The organism is Pseudomonas sp. TZ252, from assembly GCF_056110345.1.
Map to the genome: position 1 here is coordinate 4,928,648 of NZ_CM148566.1, position 15,225 is coordinate 4,943,872.

Consider the following 15,225-nt stretch of genomic DNA (forward strand, 5'->3'; position numbering starts at 1 on the left):
GGTCGGCTTGGCACTCCGAGCCGGCTCGTCCATGCTGGAGCACAACTTTCCCATGGATACCATTGCCATGAAGTTCCTGCTGCCCCTGCTGCTGTTATTCCCGCTTTCCGCTCTCGCCGACGACAAGGACTACGACCAATGCATACTCGACTACCAACGCACGGCGAAGAGCGGGGTGGCGGTTCACTTCATCACCCAGGCCTGCGACAAGTTGTATAACGACGGCTCCTTCCTGCTGTCGCGGGAAAAGGCTTATTACGAGTGTCTGCTGGAGAACCTGCCGGGGGTGGAGAACAACCTGGCGGCGCAGAAGATCAGGAGCGCTTGCGAATCGAAGTCGCAGAATTGATCTGGCGAGGAGGGAGCGAAAGTAGCCAGTGGGGTTTCCGACGGCATCGGCAGGATGCCGTCGGGAAAACCGGCTTAGCGTTGCAGCCAGGATTCGACGGTTTCGGAACCGTACTGTTCTTTCCAGGCTTTCAGAACCTTGTGGTTGCCGCCCTTGGTTTCGACGACTTCACCGTTGTTCGGGTTCTTGTAGACCTTCAGGGCGCGGGCACGGCGCTGCGGAGCGGCGCTGACGGTGACCGGAGCCTTGGGGTCGAGGATGGCGATGATGTTGTGCAGGGTCATGCCGTACTTGTCCATCAACGCCTGCAACTTGTCCTTGAATTCCAGTTCCTGCTTCAGGCTGCTGTCGCTTTTCAGCTTTTCCAGCAGGGCCAGTTGCTCCTGAAGTTTGCGCTCTGCCTCGCGGAACTCGGCAAGTTTGGACATTCGTTTCACTCCCGTTCTAAAAATATGGTGCTGGGTTTTGGTGCATTTATAGTGGCTTTACGGACTTTCCGTGTCCGCGGCAAAGGATAAGTCTTTATCTACTGGAAGAACAATATAGTTGCACGGTTTTATTGACTAACGGACTGTAGGGACAGCTTGCCGGATGTTTCCCGGAAGAATATGAAACCTTTATGTCCGTGGGGATAATGCTTCGTACAACCCATGGGAGAGAGACGGCAGAACGGGCCCGTTGTGTGGAGGCCCGTTTTAGAGCAGATGGCGAAGCGCCAGGGGAGAGTCGGGCGAATCAATCGCCCCGATATTCGCAACCGCTGGTGCAAGTTTCGTGGACGCGGACCTTGGAGAGTTCCGGCAACAGCGGCTTGAGTTGTTGCCAGATCCAGCGGCAGAGGTTTTCGCTGGTGGGGTTTTCCAGGCCTGGAATATCGTTCAGATAATTGTGGTCGAGTTGCTCGTAGATCGGCTTGAAGATCGCCTTGATTTCCGCGAAGTCGCGGATCCAGCCGGTATGCGGATCGACCTCGCCTTCGATGTGGATGGCGACACGGAACGAGTGGCCGTGCAGGCGCCCGCATTTGTGGCCTTCGGGGACGTGGGGCAGGCGATGGGCAGATTCGAAGGTGAATTCTTTGAAGAGTTCCACTGTAGTGCGCTCTGGATCGGGGTTATCGGACAACCGGAATGGGGGCGCCATGGTAGCAGGTTTGCGCGCCGGACCCGGTCTGCTCCGACCGGGCGGTCGTTTACCTGAGTTGCAGGCGGCGCGCCAGGCGCGCCAGGTTGGCGCGATCCAGGCCCAGCTCGCGTGCAGCCGAGGCCCAGCTTCCCTGGTGGCGGGCCAGGCAGTCCTGGATCAGGCGGCGTTGGTAGGCGTCGGTGGCCGCGCGCAACGAGTGACCGGTCGTTGGCGCGGCGGGCGCGGGCTCGACCACGCTGCGAGGTGGCGCGGGGGTTTCCGCGGGCAGGTCGAGATCCTGCCGATGCAGGGTGACGATCCGCGACCGCTCCGGATTGTGGCCGAGGGCCTTGAGCGAGGCGCGGCCGACCAGGTGCTCGAGTTCGCGCACGTTGCCCGGCCAGCGATAGTCGAGGAGCGCGGCCTGGGCCTCGTGGTCCAGGCGCAGGCTGCGCAGTCCCAGGCGCGGTCGGTTTTCCTCGAGGAAGTAGCCGGCCAGCAGGAGGATATCGCGGCCGCGCTCGCGCAGCGGCGGCACGCGCAAGGGATAGACGCTGAGGCGATGGTAGAGATCGGCGCGGAAGCGCCCGGCACGCACTTCCTCGGCCAGGTCGCGGTTGGTGGCTGCGATCAGGCGTACGTCGACGCGGTGCTCGCGATCGGAGCCGACCCGCTGCAACTGCCCGCTCTGCAGCACGCGGAGTAGCTTGGCCTGCACCGCCAGCGGCAACTCGCCGACCTCGTCGAGGAACAGGCTGCCGCCGTCGGCCAGTTCGAACTTGCCGCGCCGTTCGTTGACCGCGCCGGAGAAGGCGCCGCGCACATGGCCGAACAATTCGCTTTCCACCAGGGTCTCGGGCAGCGCGGCGCAGTTGAGACTGATCATCGGCTTGCCGCTGCGCATGGAATGCCGGTGGATGGATTGCGCCACCAGTTCCTTGCCGACCCCGGTCTCGCCGGTGATCAGTACGCTCAGGTCGCTGTTGGCGACCAGGCGGATTTCTTCCAGCAGCGCCTTGTGCGCGGCGCTCTGGCCGATCATTTCCCGTGGCCGCTCGCCAGCGGCTTCGAGATAGGCCTCGGCGCGCTGGTGCTCGTCCTCGGCGCGGCGGGTCAGGTCGCGCATCCGCTCGCTGGCCTTGACCGTGGCGGCGGCGAGGCTGGCGAAGGCCTCCAGGGTATCCAGGTCGGCGCTGGCGAAGCGCGACGGATCGAGGGTATCCAGGGTCAGCAAGCCCCAGGGCTGGTCGTCGAGGTACAGCGGACAGCCCAGGCAATCATGGATTTCCAGGTGGCCGTGGAGGCCTTCCACCAGACCGTCGTAGGGATCGGGCAGGCCGCAGTCGGCGGGGAAGCGGGTCGGCCCGCGGCGCTCCAGGAGGGCCTCGAGGCGCGGATGTTCGCCGACCCGGAAGCGCCGGCCGAGGGTGTCCGGGCTGAGGCCGTCCACCGCCAGCGGGATCAGGTATTCGCCGTCCAGGCGCAGCAGCGCGGTGGCGTCGCAGGGCAGCAGGTCGCGCAGGGCCTGGAGCAGGCGGCGGTAGCGTTCGTCTTCCGGCAGGTCGCGGGACAGGTCGGCAACCAGCGGGATCAGGGTGGCAAGCAAGGGGTTGGTGGTCATTTCGACCTCTTTGCAGTCCTAATGACTCTGAATGGTTGCAGTCATTATGACCTATGCCGGCCTGCAAGGCCCGTGAATTCTGGTAGTTTGCCTTGGCACGCTTCCTGAAATGCTTCGAGGTGAAACAAAACCTTGCATGCGTCAGGAGTCATCTATGTTGTCCAATGCCCAACGTGCCCTCATCAAAGCCACCGTACCGCTGCTGGAGACCGGCGGTGAAGCGCTGATCACCCATTTCTACCGCACCATGCTCGGCGAGTACCCCGAGGTTCGCCCGCTGTTCAACCAGGCCCACCAGGCCAGCGGCGACCAGCCGCGGGCGCTGGCCAATGGCGTGCTGATGTACGCCAGGCACATCGACCAGTTGCAGGAACTCGGCCCGCTGGTGGCCAAGGTGGTGAACAAGCATGTCTCCCTGCAGGTGCTGCCCGAACACTATCCGATCGTCGGCACTTGCCTGTTGCGGGCGATCCGCGAGGTCCTCGGCGAACAGATCGCCACCGACGAAGTCCTCGAAGCCTGGGGCGCGGCCTACCAGCAACTGGCCGACCTGCTGATCGAGGCCGAGGAGTCGGTGTATGCCGCCAGCGCCCAGGCCGATGGCGGCTGGCGCGGCGTGCGGCGCTTCCGCGTGGCACGCAAGCAGGCGGAGAGCGAGGAAATCACCTCGTTCTACCTGGAGCCGGTGGACGGCCAGCCGCTGCTGGCGTTCCAGCCGGGACAGTACATCGGCCTGCGGCTGGACATCGACGGCGAGGAAGTGCGCCGCAACTATTCGCTTTCCGCTGCCAGCAACGGCCGCGAATACCGCATCAGCGTCAAGCGCGAGGCGGGTGGACGGGTCTCCAATTACCTGCATGACCGGGTCGCCGAGGGCGACGAGCTGGATCTGTTTCCGCCGGCTGGCGATTTCGTCCTGCGTGACAGCGACAAGCCGCTGGTGCTGATCACCGCCGGCGTCGGCATCACCCCGGCCCTGGCCATGTTGCAGGAAGCGCTGCCGCAGGCGCGGCCGATCCGCTTCATCCATTGCGCCCGGCATGGCGGCGTGCATGCCTTCCGCGACTGGATCGAAGACGTGTCGGCGCAGCACGAGCAGGTCGAGCACTTCTTCTGCTACAGCGAACCGCGCGCCGGCGACAGTGCCGACGCCGAGGGATTGCTGAGCCGCGAGAAACTGGCCGACTGGTTGCCGCAGGAGCGCGACCTGGACGCCTACTTCCTCGGACCCCGGCCTTTCATGGCGCAGGTCAAGCGCCACCTGGCCGACCTCGGCGTACCCTCGCAGCAATGCCACTACGAGTTCTTCGGTCCGGCCGCCGCGCTGGACGCCTGAAGCGACGGGCCGGCGCGAGGTGCGTCGGCCCTTTTTCGGAAAAAGGAGATCGAGATGAACGCTCTGTTCGATTGTCCACGGCGGGTGCTGCGGATCGGTCACGGGCTGCTGGCGGCCGGCCTGGCGCTGCTCGTCGCCGGCGTGATCGCCGCCTATTTCCTCGACCGCTACCTGAACATGCCGGCGCTGGTGTTTTCCCATGCGCTGGTGATCCTCGGCCCGACCCTGTTGAAGATCGGCTACGTGATGCGCCTGAGCGCGCTGTTCCGCATGCGTCGACCCGGTTGGGAGGTCTGCTGTGCAAGTGCTTGATCGTTCCAGGCTGATGGCCATACCGCCGATCTGGCGCCTGGGCTTCCGCCCGTTCTTCCTCGGCGGCGCGCTGTTCGCGGTCCTCGCCATCGCGCTCTGGCTGGCGGCGCTGGCCGGGCTCTGGAGCGGCTGGCAACCGGTCGGTGGCTGGCTGGCCTGGCATCGTCACGAAATGCTATTCGGTTTCGGCGTGGCGATCATCGCCGGCTTCCTGTTGACCGCCGTGCAGACATGGACCGGCGTACCCGGCCTGCAGGGCAAACCCCTGGCCCTGCTCGCCGGGCTCTGGCTGGCGGCGCGCCTGGCCTGGCTATTCGATGCGCCGCTGGCGCTGCTGCTGGTGCTGCAACTGAGCTTCCTGCCGCTATTGGCCTGGGCTATCGGTCGCAGCCTGTGGCGGGTGCGGCAGAAGCGCAATTACCCGGTGGTGGGCCTGTTGCTGCTGTTGACCCTGGCCGACGCCCTGGTCCTGCTCGGCCTGTTCGAGGGCAACGACGACTGGCAACGGCGTGCCTCCATCGCCGCGCTATGGCTGATCGCCGGGATGATGAACCTGATCGGCGGGCGGGTGATCCCGTTCTTCACCCAGCGCGGTCTCGGCCGTCAGCAGCAGGTGCCGGCGATCGCCTGGCTGGACAATGGCATCCTGCTGGGCTGCGTGCTGGTGGCGCTGCTCACCGCCGCGGGCGTCACGACGCAGCCGACGCCCTGGCTTGCAGGACTGTTCGCCGCCCTCGGTGGTGCGCAACTGTGGCGCCTGTGGCGTTGGCGCGATCGCGGCATCTGGCAGGTGCCGCTGCTCTGGTCTCTGCACCTGGCATATTTCTGGATCGCCGTGGCGCCGCTTGGCATGGCGCTCTGGAGCCTGGGCCTGGCGCTGGCGCCGAGCCAGGCGCTGCACGCGCTGGCGGTGGGCGGCATGGGCGGGTTGATCCTGGCGATGCTGGCACGGGTCACTCTCGGCCATACCGGTCGCGCGCTGCAACCGCCGGCAGCGATGCCCTGGGCTTTCGCTCTGCTCAATCTCGGCTGCGCGGCGCGGGTGTTCCTGCCCAGCCTGTTGCCGGCGAACTGGGCGCTGCCCCTGGCAGGCGGACTGTGGGCTTTGGCGTTCCTGCTGTTCGCCTGGTTCTATGCGCCGATGCTGTGTCGTCCGCGGGTCGACGGCCATCCTGGTTGATCAGGGGGCTTGCCGCAGACGCCGCAGCTCCTGGTTCAGCCAGTCGGCGGAGTTGCGCGTCTGCGTGGCGCAGCGCACCTGGTAGGGCTTGCCGCTGAGGCTGCTCTGGGTCGCGGCGCGCTCGATGAAGTCCTCGCTGCTGGCGACCAGATCCTTGCGCTCCAGGTAGTCGAGCTTCTTCTGCAGGTGGGCGCGGGCTTCCGCGGCCGGGTATTCGCTGCCGTTGCGGATGAAGGTGCAGCCGCTGTCTTCAACAAAGCTCAGCAAGCGGCCGATCTCCTGGCTCGCCTGCGGGGAGGGCGCGGCCAGCGCCGGCAGGCTCGAGGCCAGCAGCCAACAGGCGGCGCAGGTAGTCCGCCAGGTAATCGTGAAAGCGCGCATCGTTCCAGTACTCCATGTGGCTCAACGGGGTGTGCCGCTTGTACCAGGGACCGACCGGCAGGGCGAGGTCCTCGTGGACGACCGCGGCGTAGTTCTGCAACGGCCGCAGCGGATAGCCGAGCGGATCGGCCGGCGCGTAGACGTTCAGCCAGCGTGCCTGCTGGCGGATGGCCGGGGGCAGGCAGTGGCCGGGAAAGCGGATCGGACAGACCTTCTCGTAGGCGAAGGTGAACAGCGGGATGTTGCAACCGAAGGTGACCAGCCCGGCCAGGGTTTCCAGGCCGAGGAAGGGGTCGATCGAGCAACTCGGCGTGCGGTTGAGTTTCTGCTGGTCCCAGATGAAATTGGACACGATGTGCCCGCCCAGGGAGTGGGCGAGGATCACCAGCGGCGTCTGCGGCCCGACTTTCGCGCGCAGGGCCATGATCCCGCTGCGCACGTGCTGGTGGACCTGCTGGTAGGTGGTGTCGTAGGCGGCGCTGACCTTGCGGTAGCCGCTGGCGTCGCCGAGGAATAGCGTCACCGCCCGGCGCAGCCAGCGCCAGCCCAGCGGCTCGCGCTCGATGCGCTTGAGGTAGTCCAGCTCGCGGGCGTCCAGTACGCTGGCCCAGTACAGGCTCTGGAAGGCCACCTCGCCGGCTTCCGCGCCGAGACGTCGGCGCAGCGCCGCCACCAGTTCGCGGGCGTAGCTGTGCAGACCGTCCTCGTCGCGGCTATCGGGCTGGTCGCCGATGCCGTGGATCAGCGCTACGGCCAGTTTCATGCAGGATCCTTCTCGTCGGTGGCGGCTCAGTCCAGCGCTTGCAGGCGTTCGCCGAGCCGGCCGCCGTCGACCAGTTCGAGGAATTCGTCGCCGAGCCTGCGGCTTTCCGCCATCGCCTGGCGCCAGTAGCGCTCGCGGCCGTCGTCGTCGCCGAGGTAGCGGGTGAAGTCCTTGCGGTCCGGCAGCTTGGCGTGCGGCAGGCGCGCCAGGTACTCGCGCGACGGCGCCAGCAGCAGCACGTCCTGCAGGCGCCCGGCGTCGCCACGGCGCCAGGGCAAGCCCTTGTCGAACCAGCCGGGGATCACCTTGTCGGTGAAGTGCGGGTAGAGCACCACGCCGCGGTCCTCGTAGGGCAGGTCGAGATGGTAGTCGAGCAGGCCGCCGTCGCGGTAGGTGCCGGGGCCGGCGCCAGGCAGGTCGCGGACGCCTTCCATGACCATCGGGATCGAGCCGGAGGCGAGCAGCGCCTGGCGCAGGTTGCCGCCGTCCAGGTGCAGGTAGCGCGACGGGAAGTCGGTCAGCGCGGCCAGCGGCGGCGCCTGGCGGGCGTCATGCAGGATCACCCGTTCGAAGTGGCGGTGCAGATGGCGGCGGCCGATCAGGTTGTCGCGGATCACCGAGGACAGCCCCAGGCCGAGGCTGGCCTTGTGGTCGTGGGCGAGGCGCCCGTGGCTCTTCACCACCACCACGTTGAGGCGGTACAGCGGGTTGTCGAGGATCCGCGCGTCCTGGCCGGCGAGCAGGTCGTCGAGCATCGCCGCGCACTTGCGCGAGACTTCGGCGATGCTCACGCCCTTGGGAAAACGCTGCCGGGTGTACAGCTCGCCGAGGCGGGTGAGGCCGGCCACGGCGTCGGGCAGGCAGGCACTGGCGAAGCGCCAGGAACCGATGGAGGCGCCGATCAGCGAGCGTTCACGCGGGGCGCGCGGCAGCCACTCGCCGAAGATCGCCAGGTCCAGTCCCTGGATGCCCAGCGCCTTTGGCCCGCCGGCGGCACCGGGGACGATGCCGACGTCGGCCGGCTGCAGGCCGCGCTCGCGGATGCGGGCGAGGGCGCGGCGACCGGCCTTGAGGGTCAGTGCGGGGGACTTGATCTGGATGGCTGGCATGCTGGTCTTCTCCCTTGCGGACCGGCGATTATAGGACGAGTTGTCGCAGGACCAAGCGCTTTCGAACGCCGGCGAGCCCCATCGCAGAGGCTTTCCGTTACCCTATGGCGCGCCCCGGCCATGTCCTTGCGGCAAATTCAGCTTCAATTAAGAGCGCCCGGTTAATCTGCAAACCGTCGAAAGCAACACGATTGATTCCCACGGAGAGATTCCCATGAAGAAACTGACTGCCCTGTTCGCCGCCACCGCCATCGCCCTGACTGCCGGCCTGGCCCAGGCCCGCGACCTCGGCCCGGACGAGGCGCTGAAGCTGCGTGACGCCGGGACCATCAAGTCCTTCGAAGAGCTGAACAAGAACGCCATCGCCAAGCATCCCGGCTCGAGCGTCCACGATACCGAGCTGGAAGAGGAATACGGCCGCTACATCTACCAGGTCGAGTTGCGCGACCCGCAGGGCGTGAAATGGGACCTGGAGCTGGATGCCGCTACCGGCGCCGTGCTCAAGGACCACCAGGACGACTGATGAAGTGGCTCATGCGCTACGCCGGGATCGTCGCACTGGTCCTGGCGGTCATCAGCCTCGAAGCGATGGCGCGCGACCTGGACCAGGACGAGGTCCTGCGCCTGCGCCAGGACGGTGTGATACAGCCGCTCGAATCCCTCATGCAGGAAGCCCTGGGGCGTTACCCCGGGGCGCGCCTGCTGGAGGTCGAGCTGGAAGAGGAAGACGACGTGTATGTCTACGAGGTGGAGCTGCTCACCCGCGACGGCGTCGTGCGTGAACTGGAACTGGATGCCCGCAACGGCCGCATCCTGAAGGACGAGGAAGACGACTGATGCGGTTGCTGCTGGTTGAGGATCACGTTCCCCTGGCCGATGAACTGATGGCCAGCCTGACCCGCCAGGGCTACGCGGTGGACTGGCTGGCCGACGGCCGCGACGCGGCGGTGCAGGGCGCCAGCGAGCCCTACGATCTGATCATCCTCGACCTCGGCCTGCCCGGGCGTCCCGGCCTGGAGATACTCCAGGAGTGGCGTGGGCTGGGACTCGCGACTCCGGTGCTGATCCTCACCGCGCGCGGTTCCTGGGCCGAACGCATCGATGGGCTCAAGGCCGGTGCCGACGACTACCTGACCAAGCCGTTCCATCCGGAAGAGCTGGCCTTGCGCATCCAGGCCCTGTTGCGCCGCGCCCATGGGCTGGCCAACCAGAGCCAGCTGGAGGCCGCCGGGCTGCGCCTGGACGAGCAGCGCCAGTGCGTGTGCCTGAACGGCGCCGACGTCGACCTGACCGCCGCCGAATTCCGCCTGCTGCGCTATTTCATGCTGCACCCCGGCCAGGTCCTGTCCAAGGGGCACCTGGCCGAGCATCTGTACGACGGCGAGACCGAACGCGATTCCAACGTCATCGAGGTCCACGTCAACCACCTGCGGCGCAAGCTCGGCCGCGAGGTGATCGAGACCCGCCGTGGCCAGGGCTACCGCTACGCCGGGGTGGCCGCCGGATGAGGTCGATCCAGCGGCGCCTGAGCGTCGGCCTGTTCGCGGTGCTGCTGGTGGTCGGGCTGGTCCTCGCGCAGACCGGCCTGTGGCTGTTCGACCAGGGCCTGCGGCGCTATTTCGCCGGCAATCTGCGCGAGGAGGCGGAGAACCTGCTGGTGGCCATGGTGCGCGGGCCGAACGGCATGCAACTGGACGAGCAACGCCTCAACCCGGCGTTCCAGCGCCCGTATTCCGGGCGCTATTTCGTCATCGAGCTGGAAAAGGACACCTGGCGCTCACGCTCCCTGTGGGACAGCGAGCTGGAAGTGCCGCACAAGAAAGGGCTGGTGCAGGGCCTGGTCGATGGGCCCGAGGAGCAGCGACTGCTGGTGTTCCGCGGCCACTACAAGCGCATGGGCCAGAAGCTGCGGATCGTGGTGGCGCAGGACTATACGCCGATCCTGGAAAGCTTCGCCCGTGTGCAGTGGATGGGTCTGGGCGCCGGCGCCCTGGCGCTGCTCCTGGTATTGCTGTTGCAGCGCCTGACCGTGCGTCGTTCGCTGCGTCCGCTGGAGGAGGTGCGCCTGCAGATCGCCCAGCTGCAGCAGGGCCAGCGTAGCCAACTGGACAACCAGGCTCCCGAGGAACTGGAGCCGCTGGTGGAGCAGATCAACCACCTGCTGGCGCACACCGAGGAGACCCTGAAGCGTTCGCGCAACGCCCTGGGCAACCTCGGTCACGCCCTGAAGACGCCGCTGGCGGTGCTGGTCAGCCTCGCCGAGCGCGAGGAGATGGCGCGCCAGCCGGAGTTGCAACAGGTCCTGCGCGAACAGCTGGAACAGATCCAGCAGCGCCTCGGTCGCGAGTTGGGCAAGGCGCGCCTGGTCGGCGAAGCGCTGCCTGGCGCACATTTCGATTGCGCCGAGGAGTTGCCGTCGCTGTGCGACACCCTGCGCCTGATCCACGGCCCGCACCTGCAGGTGAGCTGGAGCGCGCCACCGGGGCTGCGCCTGCCATGGGACCGCGAGGACCTGCTGGAGATGCTCGGCAATCTGCTGGACAACGCCTGCAAGTGGGCCGATAGCGAAGTCCGCCTGACTGTCGCGCAGGGCGAGGGCATGGTCCGCCTGAAGGTCGACGATGACGGCCCCGGCATCCTCCCCGACCAGCGCCAGGCGGTGCTCGAGCGGGGTACCCGGCTCGACGAGCAGGTCAGCGGCCATGGCCTGGGCCTGGGCATCGCGCGCGACATCGCCGAGGCCTGCGGTGGCCGCCTGAGTCTCGAGGACAGCCCGCTGGGCGGCCTGCGGGTGAGCGTCGAGTTGCCGTTGCAGAAGAGCGGCCGCGCCGCCAGGGCTTAACAGTTCTTCACCATTTGCCGACAGTCCCGGCAAGATTTCCTCCTGCGCTTTCCCTAGCATCCCGGGCTTCTTGCAAGGAGGTCTTGGACGATGAAACGGCGGACGAGTACGGGCCGCTGGCGCTGGGCGCTGATGCTGCCGGTGCTGGTGTTCCTGTTGGGCGAGTCCAGTGGACAGCGAGAGGAGGGGCGGTCGCCGCGGTTACTCGCGCAGGCTCGCTACGAGCAGGCCGTGGAAAACGCGTTGCGCAGCGAGCGCGGCGAGCCGCGACAGGCCGGGACAGCGGCAGCGAAGGTGGCCGAGGCGGGAGCCCCGGCGCGTCTGCGTGGCTGGCTGCGCTCGCTGGCCCGCCTGGCGATCTGGGGGACCTACGGCCCCCCGGCGCTATTCAGGCCGTGAACGGTCAGGCCTTGAACTGTTCCATCAGGCCCTGCTGGTGGTTGGCCAGGCGGTTCAGCGACTGACTGACCTGGGCCGATTCCTCGGCCTGGCTCGACAGCGACTCGGTGACGTCACGGATCGCCGCGACATTGCGGTTGATCTCCTCGGCTACCGAGCTCTGTTCCTCGGCGGCGCTGGCAATCTGTAGATTCATGTCGTTGATCACCGTCACCGCCTCGCCGATCCGTTGCAGCGCGGCCACCGCTTCATCCACCTGCTCGACGCTGCCCTGGGCCTGGCGATGGCTGCCATGCATGGCGTCGACCACGTCGCGGGTGCCCTGTTGCAGGCCTTCGATCACCCCGCGGATCTGTTCCACCGAGTCCTGGGTGCGCCGGGCGAGGTTGCGCACTTCGTCGGCGACCACCGCGAAGCCGCGGCCGGCGTCGCCGGCGCGGGCCGCCTCGATGGCCGCGTTGAGCGCCAGCAGGTTGGTCTGCTCGGCGATGGCGCGGATCACTTCCAGCACCGAACCGATTTCCTCGCTGCTGCTGGCCAGTTGCTCGACCTGGCCCATGGCGCTGGTCAGGTTGGCGGCCAGGCTGTCGATGCTCTGTGTGGTGCGGTCGATCAGCGCCAGGCCGTCGCGGGTCGCCTGGTCGGCACCGCGCGCGGCGTCGGCGGCCTGGGCGGCGCTACGGGCGACGTCCTGGGCAGTGGCGGTCATCTCGTGGGATGCGGTGGCGACCTGGTCGATCTCGCGGAACTGCTGCTGCATGCCGGCGCTGGTCTGGCTGGAAATCGCCGCCGACTGGTCGGCGGTACTGCGCGCATCGCGCACCGAGACCTTCACGTCGCGGATGATCGGCTGCAGCTTGTCGAGAAAACGGTTGAACCAACCGGCCAGTTCGCCCAGCTCGTCGCGCCCGGTGTGCGGCAGACGCTGGGTCAGGTCGCCTTCGCCGCTGGCGATGTCGCGCAGCATGTGGGCGACGCCGAGGATCGGCCGGGTCACGCCGCGGGCGCTCAGCCACAGCACCAGCAGGCCGAGCACCGCGGCGCCGAGGCCGAGGCCCAGTTCGACCCAGGTGCCTTCGCGACGCATGTCGTCCAGTTGCCGCTCCAGCGCCAGGGCCGGGCCGAGCAGGGCGCTCTTCGGCACTTCGAGGAGCACGCCCCAGGGCTTGGCGCCGGGAATCGGCTGCAACGGTTGCAGCACCTTGAGGTCGTCGTTCTCGTTGAACAACCGGCTCTTGCCGGCGGCCAGCAGTTGCAGGAGTTCGCCGGCGTGCTGCGGATCCGCCTTGACCAGGTTCTTGCCGAGCAGGCCGGCGTCGCGGCTGTTGCCGGCGAACAGCCCGGCCGGGCTGAGGATGCCGACCTGGCCGACGCCGTCGTAGAGTTCGCGGTTGCCCTGTTCGCTGAGCGCCTGCAGGTTGCTCAGGTTGATGTCCAGGCCCATCACGCCGATCACCTTGCCATCCAGTTCGAGGGGAAAGGCGATGCTGGTCATCAGCAGTTGGCGTTCGCCGACCTTGTCGAAGTAAGGATCGAGCACGCAGGGTTGCCCGCTTTCCTTCGGGCAGGTGTACCAGGCGTTGTAGGCCGCGCCGCTGGGCCCGCTGCTGGTGTCGGCGAGTTCGGACTCGATCATCGACTCGGATTCCAGCTGTCCCGGCGTGGCCTGCGCCCAGTACAGGGAGAAGCGTCCCTTGTCGTTGCTGCCCAGGGCGGGCTGGTCGACGAACAGTTCGTCCTTGCCGTCCAGCGCATTGGGTTCGAAGACCACGTACAGGCCGAGCACCTCGGGATTGGCGGCGAGCGCGGTGCGCACCTGGCGGGTCAGGTCTTCGCGCAGGTCGTAGGCATCGAGGAAGCGCTTCTGCGCCTGGTCGCGGAGGAACAGGATCTGCCGGGAGAAGCCCTTGCCGTACTGGAAGGCATCCATGAAATAGCGCTGGATGCGTAACGCCTGCAATTCCCCGCGGGCTTCCAGGCGCAGGCGCGCCGATTCGTCGAGCATCTGCGTACTGGCGCTTTTCACCAGCACGCTGCTGTGCTGCATGCGGTAGACCGAAAGGCCGACCAGCAAGGCGACCACGCCGAGCAGGCAGAGGCCTGCCAGCAGGGTGATCTTCCATTGGATGGACAGGCGGCGAAGGAACATGGGAGGGGTCCTTGTACGAAGAAACTGCGGGGGCCCAAGGCTTATCGGCAGGGCTCGCCCATTCTTGACGACGGTCCGTTCGCTGGCGCCGGATTGCCGTCGTTCGGCGAATCGCACGCAAGAACCGTGCACAACGGTTTATAACCAGGCGACATTCGCCCATGCGCGGCTTTGACAGGCGGGGATGGCTGTAGCAGAGTACGCCCCTTTTTTCGGTCGCAGGCGGCCGGGTTCGTTTCATTTGCAAGGAGTTCAACGATGAACGCAGTGGTGCTGGCGGTCGCACTGATGCTCGTCCTCAGCCTTTGCCGTGTGCATGTCGTGCTGGCGCTGATCATCGGCGCGGTGGTCGGCGGACTGTTCGGTGGCCTAGGCCTGGAGGGGACTCTCAAGGCCTTCAACGGCGGCCTCGGCGGCGGCGCCACGGTGGCCCTGTCGTACGCCATGCTCGGCGCCTTCGCCGTGGCCATCGCTCGCTCCGGCGTGGCCCATGCGCTGGCCGACAAGGTCCTGGCGCTGCTCGGCCGGCACGACGAGCAGGGCAAGGGCGCCGGTGCGTTCAAGTGGATCCTGGTCGGCCTGCTGCTCTGCGTGGCGGTATCCTCGCAGAATATCCTGCCGATCCATATCGCCTTCATCCCGCTGCTGGTGCCGCCGCTGCTCTATGTGCTGAGCAAGCTGCAGATCGACCGGCGATTGATCGCCTGCGTCATCACCTTCGGCCTGATCACCCCGTACATGTTCCTGCCGGTGGGCTTCGGCAACATCTTCCTCAATGAAATCCTGCTGGCCAACGTGGCGCGCAACGGCGTCGACGTCAGCGGGATCAACGTCACCCACGCCATGTTCATCCCAGCCCTGGGCATGCTCGCCGGGTTGCTCATCGCGGTGCTGTTCAGCTACCGCCGCAAGCGCGTCTACGACTTGCAGCGGATCGAGCAGGCCGAACGCGTCGATGTCAGCTACAACCCGAAGAGCCTGGCGGTGGCCGGGGTATCCATCGTCGCCGCGTTCGTCGCACAGCTGTGGCTGGACTCGATGATCATCGGCGCGCTGGTCGGTTTCGTGGTCTTCTCGCTGTCCGGCGTGGTGCGCTGGAAGGAGACCGACGACCTGTTCACCGAAGGCATGAAGATGATGGCCACCATCGGTTTCATCATGATCGCCGCGGCCGGTTTCGCCGAGGTGATGAAGGCCACCGGCGAGGTGCAGAGCCTGGTCGACGCCTCGGTGGCCTGGATCGGCAACAGCAAGGCGGTCGGCGCCATGCTGATGCTGCTGGTCGGCCTGCTGGTCACCATGGGCATCGGCTCGTCGTTCTCCACCGTGCCGATCATCGCCGCGATCTTCGTCCCGCTGGCGGTGCAACTGGGCTTCAGCCCGCTGGCCATCGTCAGCATCGTCGGCACCGCCGGCGCGCTGGGGGATGCAGGTTCTCCGGCGTCGGACTCGACCCTTGGGCCGACCTCCGGGCTCAACGTCGACGGCCAGCACAATCACATCTGGGACACCGTGGTGCCGACCTTCCTGCACTACAACCTGCCGTTGCTGGTGTTCGGCTGGGCCGCCGCGATGTTGCTCTGAGTTCCATCTCGGGCGGTCGCCTGACGGAATGTCGGGCCGGCCGCTTAAGCTTCCGACGGGATTGCCGATGAAACG

Annotated in this window: 16 protein-coding genes and 2 pseudogenes; 10 read left to right on the forward strand and 8 right to left on the reverse strand. The window is 66.8% G+C overall.

The genetic code is table 11. The features are described from left to right. Positions 1-52 precede the first annotated feature (52 nt). Positions 53-349: a VF_A0006 family four-cysteine protein gene (locus ACYAF3_RS23030; protein ID WP_003097713.1), complete on the forward strand. Its 297-nt coding sequence runs from the start codon at positions 53-55 to the stop codon at positions 347-349. A gap of 74 nt (positions 350-423) precedes the next feature. Here ACYAF3_RS23030 and mvaU read toward each other — a convergent pair whose 3' ends face one another. From mvaU to norR, 3 genes are all read right to left on the reverse strand, one after another. Beyond that, a complete protein-coding gene (mvaU, locus tag ACYAF3_RS23035; RefSeq protein ID WP_003090506.1) occupies positions 424-777 on the reverse strand; it encodes a histone-like nucleoid-structuring protein MvaU in 354 nt (117 codons plus the stop codon). A 307-nt stretch (positions 778-1,084) separates the two neighbouring features. Next, the gene (queD, locus tag ACYAF3_RS23040; RefSeq protein WP_003090505.1) at positions 1,085-1,441 is read right to left on the reverse strand and encodes a 6-carboxytetrahydropterin synthase QueD; all 357 of its coding nucleotides are present in this window, start codon (positions 1,439-1,441) and stop codon (positions 1,085-1,087) included. A 100-nt stretch (positions 1,442-1,541) separates the two neighbouring features. Next, entirely contained in the window at positions 1,542-3,095 is a 1,554-nt protein-coding gene (norR, locus tag ACYAF3_RS23045; RefSeq protein WP_003113388.1) for a nitric oxide reductase transcriptional regulator NorR, read from the reverse strand. Between the two features lie 154 nt (positions 3,096-3,249). Here norR and hmpA point away from each other — a divergent pair, with 154 nt between their 5' ends. Genes hmpA through ACYAF3_RS23060 form a run of 3 tightly spaced genes read left to right on the forward strand, consistent with a single transcriptional unit; the run spans position 3,250 to position 5,923 of the window. Next, the gene (hmpA, locus tag ACYAF3_RS23050) at positions 3,250-4,431 is read left to right on the forward strand and encodes an NO-inducible flavohemoprotein (protein WP_003113387.1); all 1,182 of its coding nucleotides are present in this window, start codon (positions 3,250-3,252) and stop codon (positions 4,429-4,431) included. A gap of 54 nt (positions 4,432-4,485) precedes the next feature. Next, positions 4,486-4,743, forward strand: coding sequence for a psl/pyoverdine operon transcriptional regulator PpyR (gene ppyR / locus ACYAF3_RS23055; protein ID WP_003090502.1), 258 nt, complete (start codon positions 4,486-4,488; stop codon positions 4,741-4,743). Further along, a complete protein-coding gene (locus ACYAF3_RS23060) occupies positions 4,730-5,923 on the forward strand; it encodes an NnrS family protein (protein ID WP_003122598.1) in 1,194 nt (397 codons plus the stop codon). The genes ppyR and ACYAF3_RS23060 overlap by 14 nt, the downstream gene beginning before the upstream one ends. Here the strand turns inward: ACYAF3_RS23060 and ACYAF3_RS23065 are convergent, their stop codons facing one another. Genes ACYAF3_RS23065 through ACYAF3_RS23075 form a run of 3 tightly spaced genes read right to left on the reverse strand, consistent with a single transcriptional unit; the run spans position 5,924 to position 8,176 of the window. Further along, positions 5,924-6,190: a YfeK family protein gene (locus ACYAF3_RS23065; RefSeq protein ID WP_003115326.1), complete on the reverse strand. Its 267-nt coding sequence runs from the start codon at positions 6,188-6,190 to the stop codon at positions 5,924-5,926. Continuing rightward, positions 6,174-7,067: a hypothetical protein gene (locus tag ACYAF3_RS23070; protein ID WP_003116712.1), complete on the reverse strand. Its 894-nt coding sequence runs from the start codon at positions 7,065-7,067 to the stop codon at positions 6,174-6,176. Before ACYAF3_RS23070 ends, ACYAF3_RS23065 begins: the two co-directional genes overlap by 17 nt. Before the next feature lie 26 nt (positions 7,068-7,093). Continuing rightward, positions 7,094-8,176 (reverse strand): patatin-like phospholipase domain-containing protein, encoded by a 1,083-nt coding sequence (locus ACYAF3_RS23075; RefSeq protein WP_003113385.1) that lies wholly within the window; start codon positions 8,174-8,176, stop codon positions 7,094-7,096. Between the two features lie 214 nt (positions 8,177-8,390). Here ACYAF3_RS23075 and ACYAF3_RS23080 point away from each other — a divergent pair, with 214 nt between their 5' ends. The 5 genes from ACYAF3_RS23080 to ACYAF3_RS23100 all read left to right on the forward strand — a co-directional run bounded on the left by ACYAF3_RS23080 (position 8,391) and on the right by ACYAF3_RS23100 (position 11,417). Next, on the forward strand, positions 8,391-8,699 hold the full coding sequence (locus ACYAF3_RS23080) for a PepSY domain-containing protein (RefSeq protein WP_003090497.1): 309 nt from the start codon (positions 8,391-8,393) through the stop codon (positions 8,697-8,699). Beyond that, entirely contained in the window at positions 8,699-9,013 is a 315-nt protein-coding gene (locus ACYAF3_RS23085) for a PepSY domain-containing protein (RefSeq protein WP_003097704.1), read from the forward strand. Before ACYAF3_RS23080 ends, ACYAF3_RS23085 begins: the two co-directional genes overlap by 1 nt. Further along, complete coding sequence (carR, locus tag ACYAF3_RS23090) at positions 9,013-9,684, forward strand: two-component system response regulator CarR (RefSeq protein ID WP_003090494.1); 672 nt, start codon at positions 9,013-9,015, stop codon at positions 9,682-9,684. Before ACYAF3_RS23085 ends, carR begins: the two co-directional genes overlap by 1 nt. Further along, positions 9,681-11,018, forward strand: coding sequence for a two-component system sensor histidine kinase CarS (carS, locus tag ACYAF3_RS23095; RefSeq protein WP_003090493.1), 1,338 nt, complete (start codon positions 9,681-9,683; stop codon positions 11,016-11,018). Before carR ends, carS begins: the two co-directional genes overlap by 4 nt. Positions 11,019-11,108: 90 nt before the next feature. Further along, complete coding sequence (locus ACYAF3_RS23100) at positions 11,109-11,417, forward strand: hypothetical protein (protein WP_003116713.1); 309 nt, start codon at positions 11,109-11,111, stop codon at positions 11,415-11,417. Between the two features lie 4 nt (positions 11,418-11,421). Here ACYAF3_RS23100 and ACYAF3_RS23105 read toward each other — a convergent pair. Both ACYAF3_RS23105 and ACYAF3_RS23110 read right to left on the reverse strand, forming a co-directional pair. Continuing rightward, a pseudogene (locus ACYAF3_RS23105) lies at positions 11,422-11,958 on the reverse strand (methyl-accepting chemotaxis protein); the annotation flags it as partial. A 369-nt stretch (positions 11,959-12,327) separates the two neighbouring features. After that, positions 12,328-13,566: pseudogene (locus tag ACYAF3_RS23110) on the reverse strand (methyl-accepting chemotaxis protein); the annotation flags it as partial. A 258-nt stretch (positions 13,567-13,824) separates the two neighbouring features. On the opposite strand from ACYAF3_RS23110, the gene ACYAF3_RS23115 reads away from it, so the two are divergent. After that, a complete protein-coding gene (locus ACYAF3_RS23115; protein ID WP_023084177.1) occupies positions 13,825-15,150 on the forward strand; it encodes a Na+/H+ antiporter family protein in 1,326 nt (441 codons plus the stop codon). The last annotated feature ends 75 nt before the right edge of the window (positions 15,151-15,225 follow it).

Excerpts from the sequence above, each read along its gene's own strand:
- mvaU (WP_003090506.1), bottom strand. The coding sequence starts at position 777 with ATGTCCAAACTTGCCGAGTTCCGCGAGGCAGAGCGCAAACTTCAGGAG.
- norR (WP_003113388.1), bottom strand. The coding sequence starts at position 3,095 with ATGACCACCAACCCCTTGCTTGCCACCCTGATCCCGCTGGTTGCCGAC.
- ACYAF3_RS23115 (WP_023084177.1), top strand. The coding sequence starts at position 13,825 with ATGAACGCAGTGGTGCTGGCGGTCGCACTGATGCTCGTCCTCAGCCTT.
- ACYAF3_RS23085 (WP_003097704.1), top strand. The coding sequence starts at position 8,699 with ATGAAGTGGCTCATGCGCTACGCCGGGATCGTCGCACTGGTCCTGGCG.
- ACYAF3_RS23075 (WP_003113385.1), bottom strand. The coding sequence starts at position 8,176 with ATGCCAGCCATCCAGATCAAGTCCCCCGCACTGACCCTCAAGGCCGGT.
- ppyR (WP_003090502.1), top strand. The coding sequence starts at position 4,486 with ATGAACGCTCTGTTCGATTGTCCACGGCGGGTGCTGCGGATCGGTCAC.
- ACYAF3_RS23100 (WP_003116713.1), top strand. The coding sequence starts at position 11,109 with ATGAAACGGCGGACGAGTACGGGCCGCTGGCGCTGGGCGCTGATGCTG.
- ACYAF3_RS23080 (WP_003090497.1), top strand. The coding sequence starts at position 8,391 with ATGAAGAAACTGACTGCCCTGTTCGCCGCCACCGCCATCGCCCTGACT.
- ACYAF3_RS23070 (WP_003116712.1), bottom strand. The coding sequence starts at position 7,067 with ATGAAACTGGCCGTAGCGCTGATCCACGGCATCGGCGACCAGCCCGAT.
- ACYAF3_RS23030 (WP_003097713.1), top strand. The coding sequence starts at position 53 with ATGGATACCATTGCCATGAAGTTCCTGCTGCCCCTGCTGCTGTTATTC.
- hmpA (WP_003113387.1), top strand. The coding sequence starts at position 3,250 with ATGTTGTCCAATGCCCAACGTGCCCTCATCAAAGCCACCGTACCGCTG.
- carR (WP_003090494.1), top strand. The coding sequence starts at position 9,013 with ATGCGGTTGCTGCTGGTTGAGGATCACGTTCCCCTGGCCGATGAACTG.
- carS (WP_003090493.1), top strand. The coding sequence starts at position 9,681 with ATGAGGTCGATCCAGCGGCGCCTGAGCGTCGGCCTGTTCGCGGTGCTG.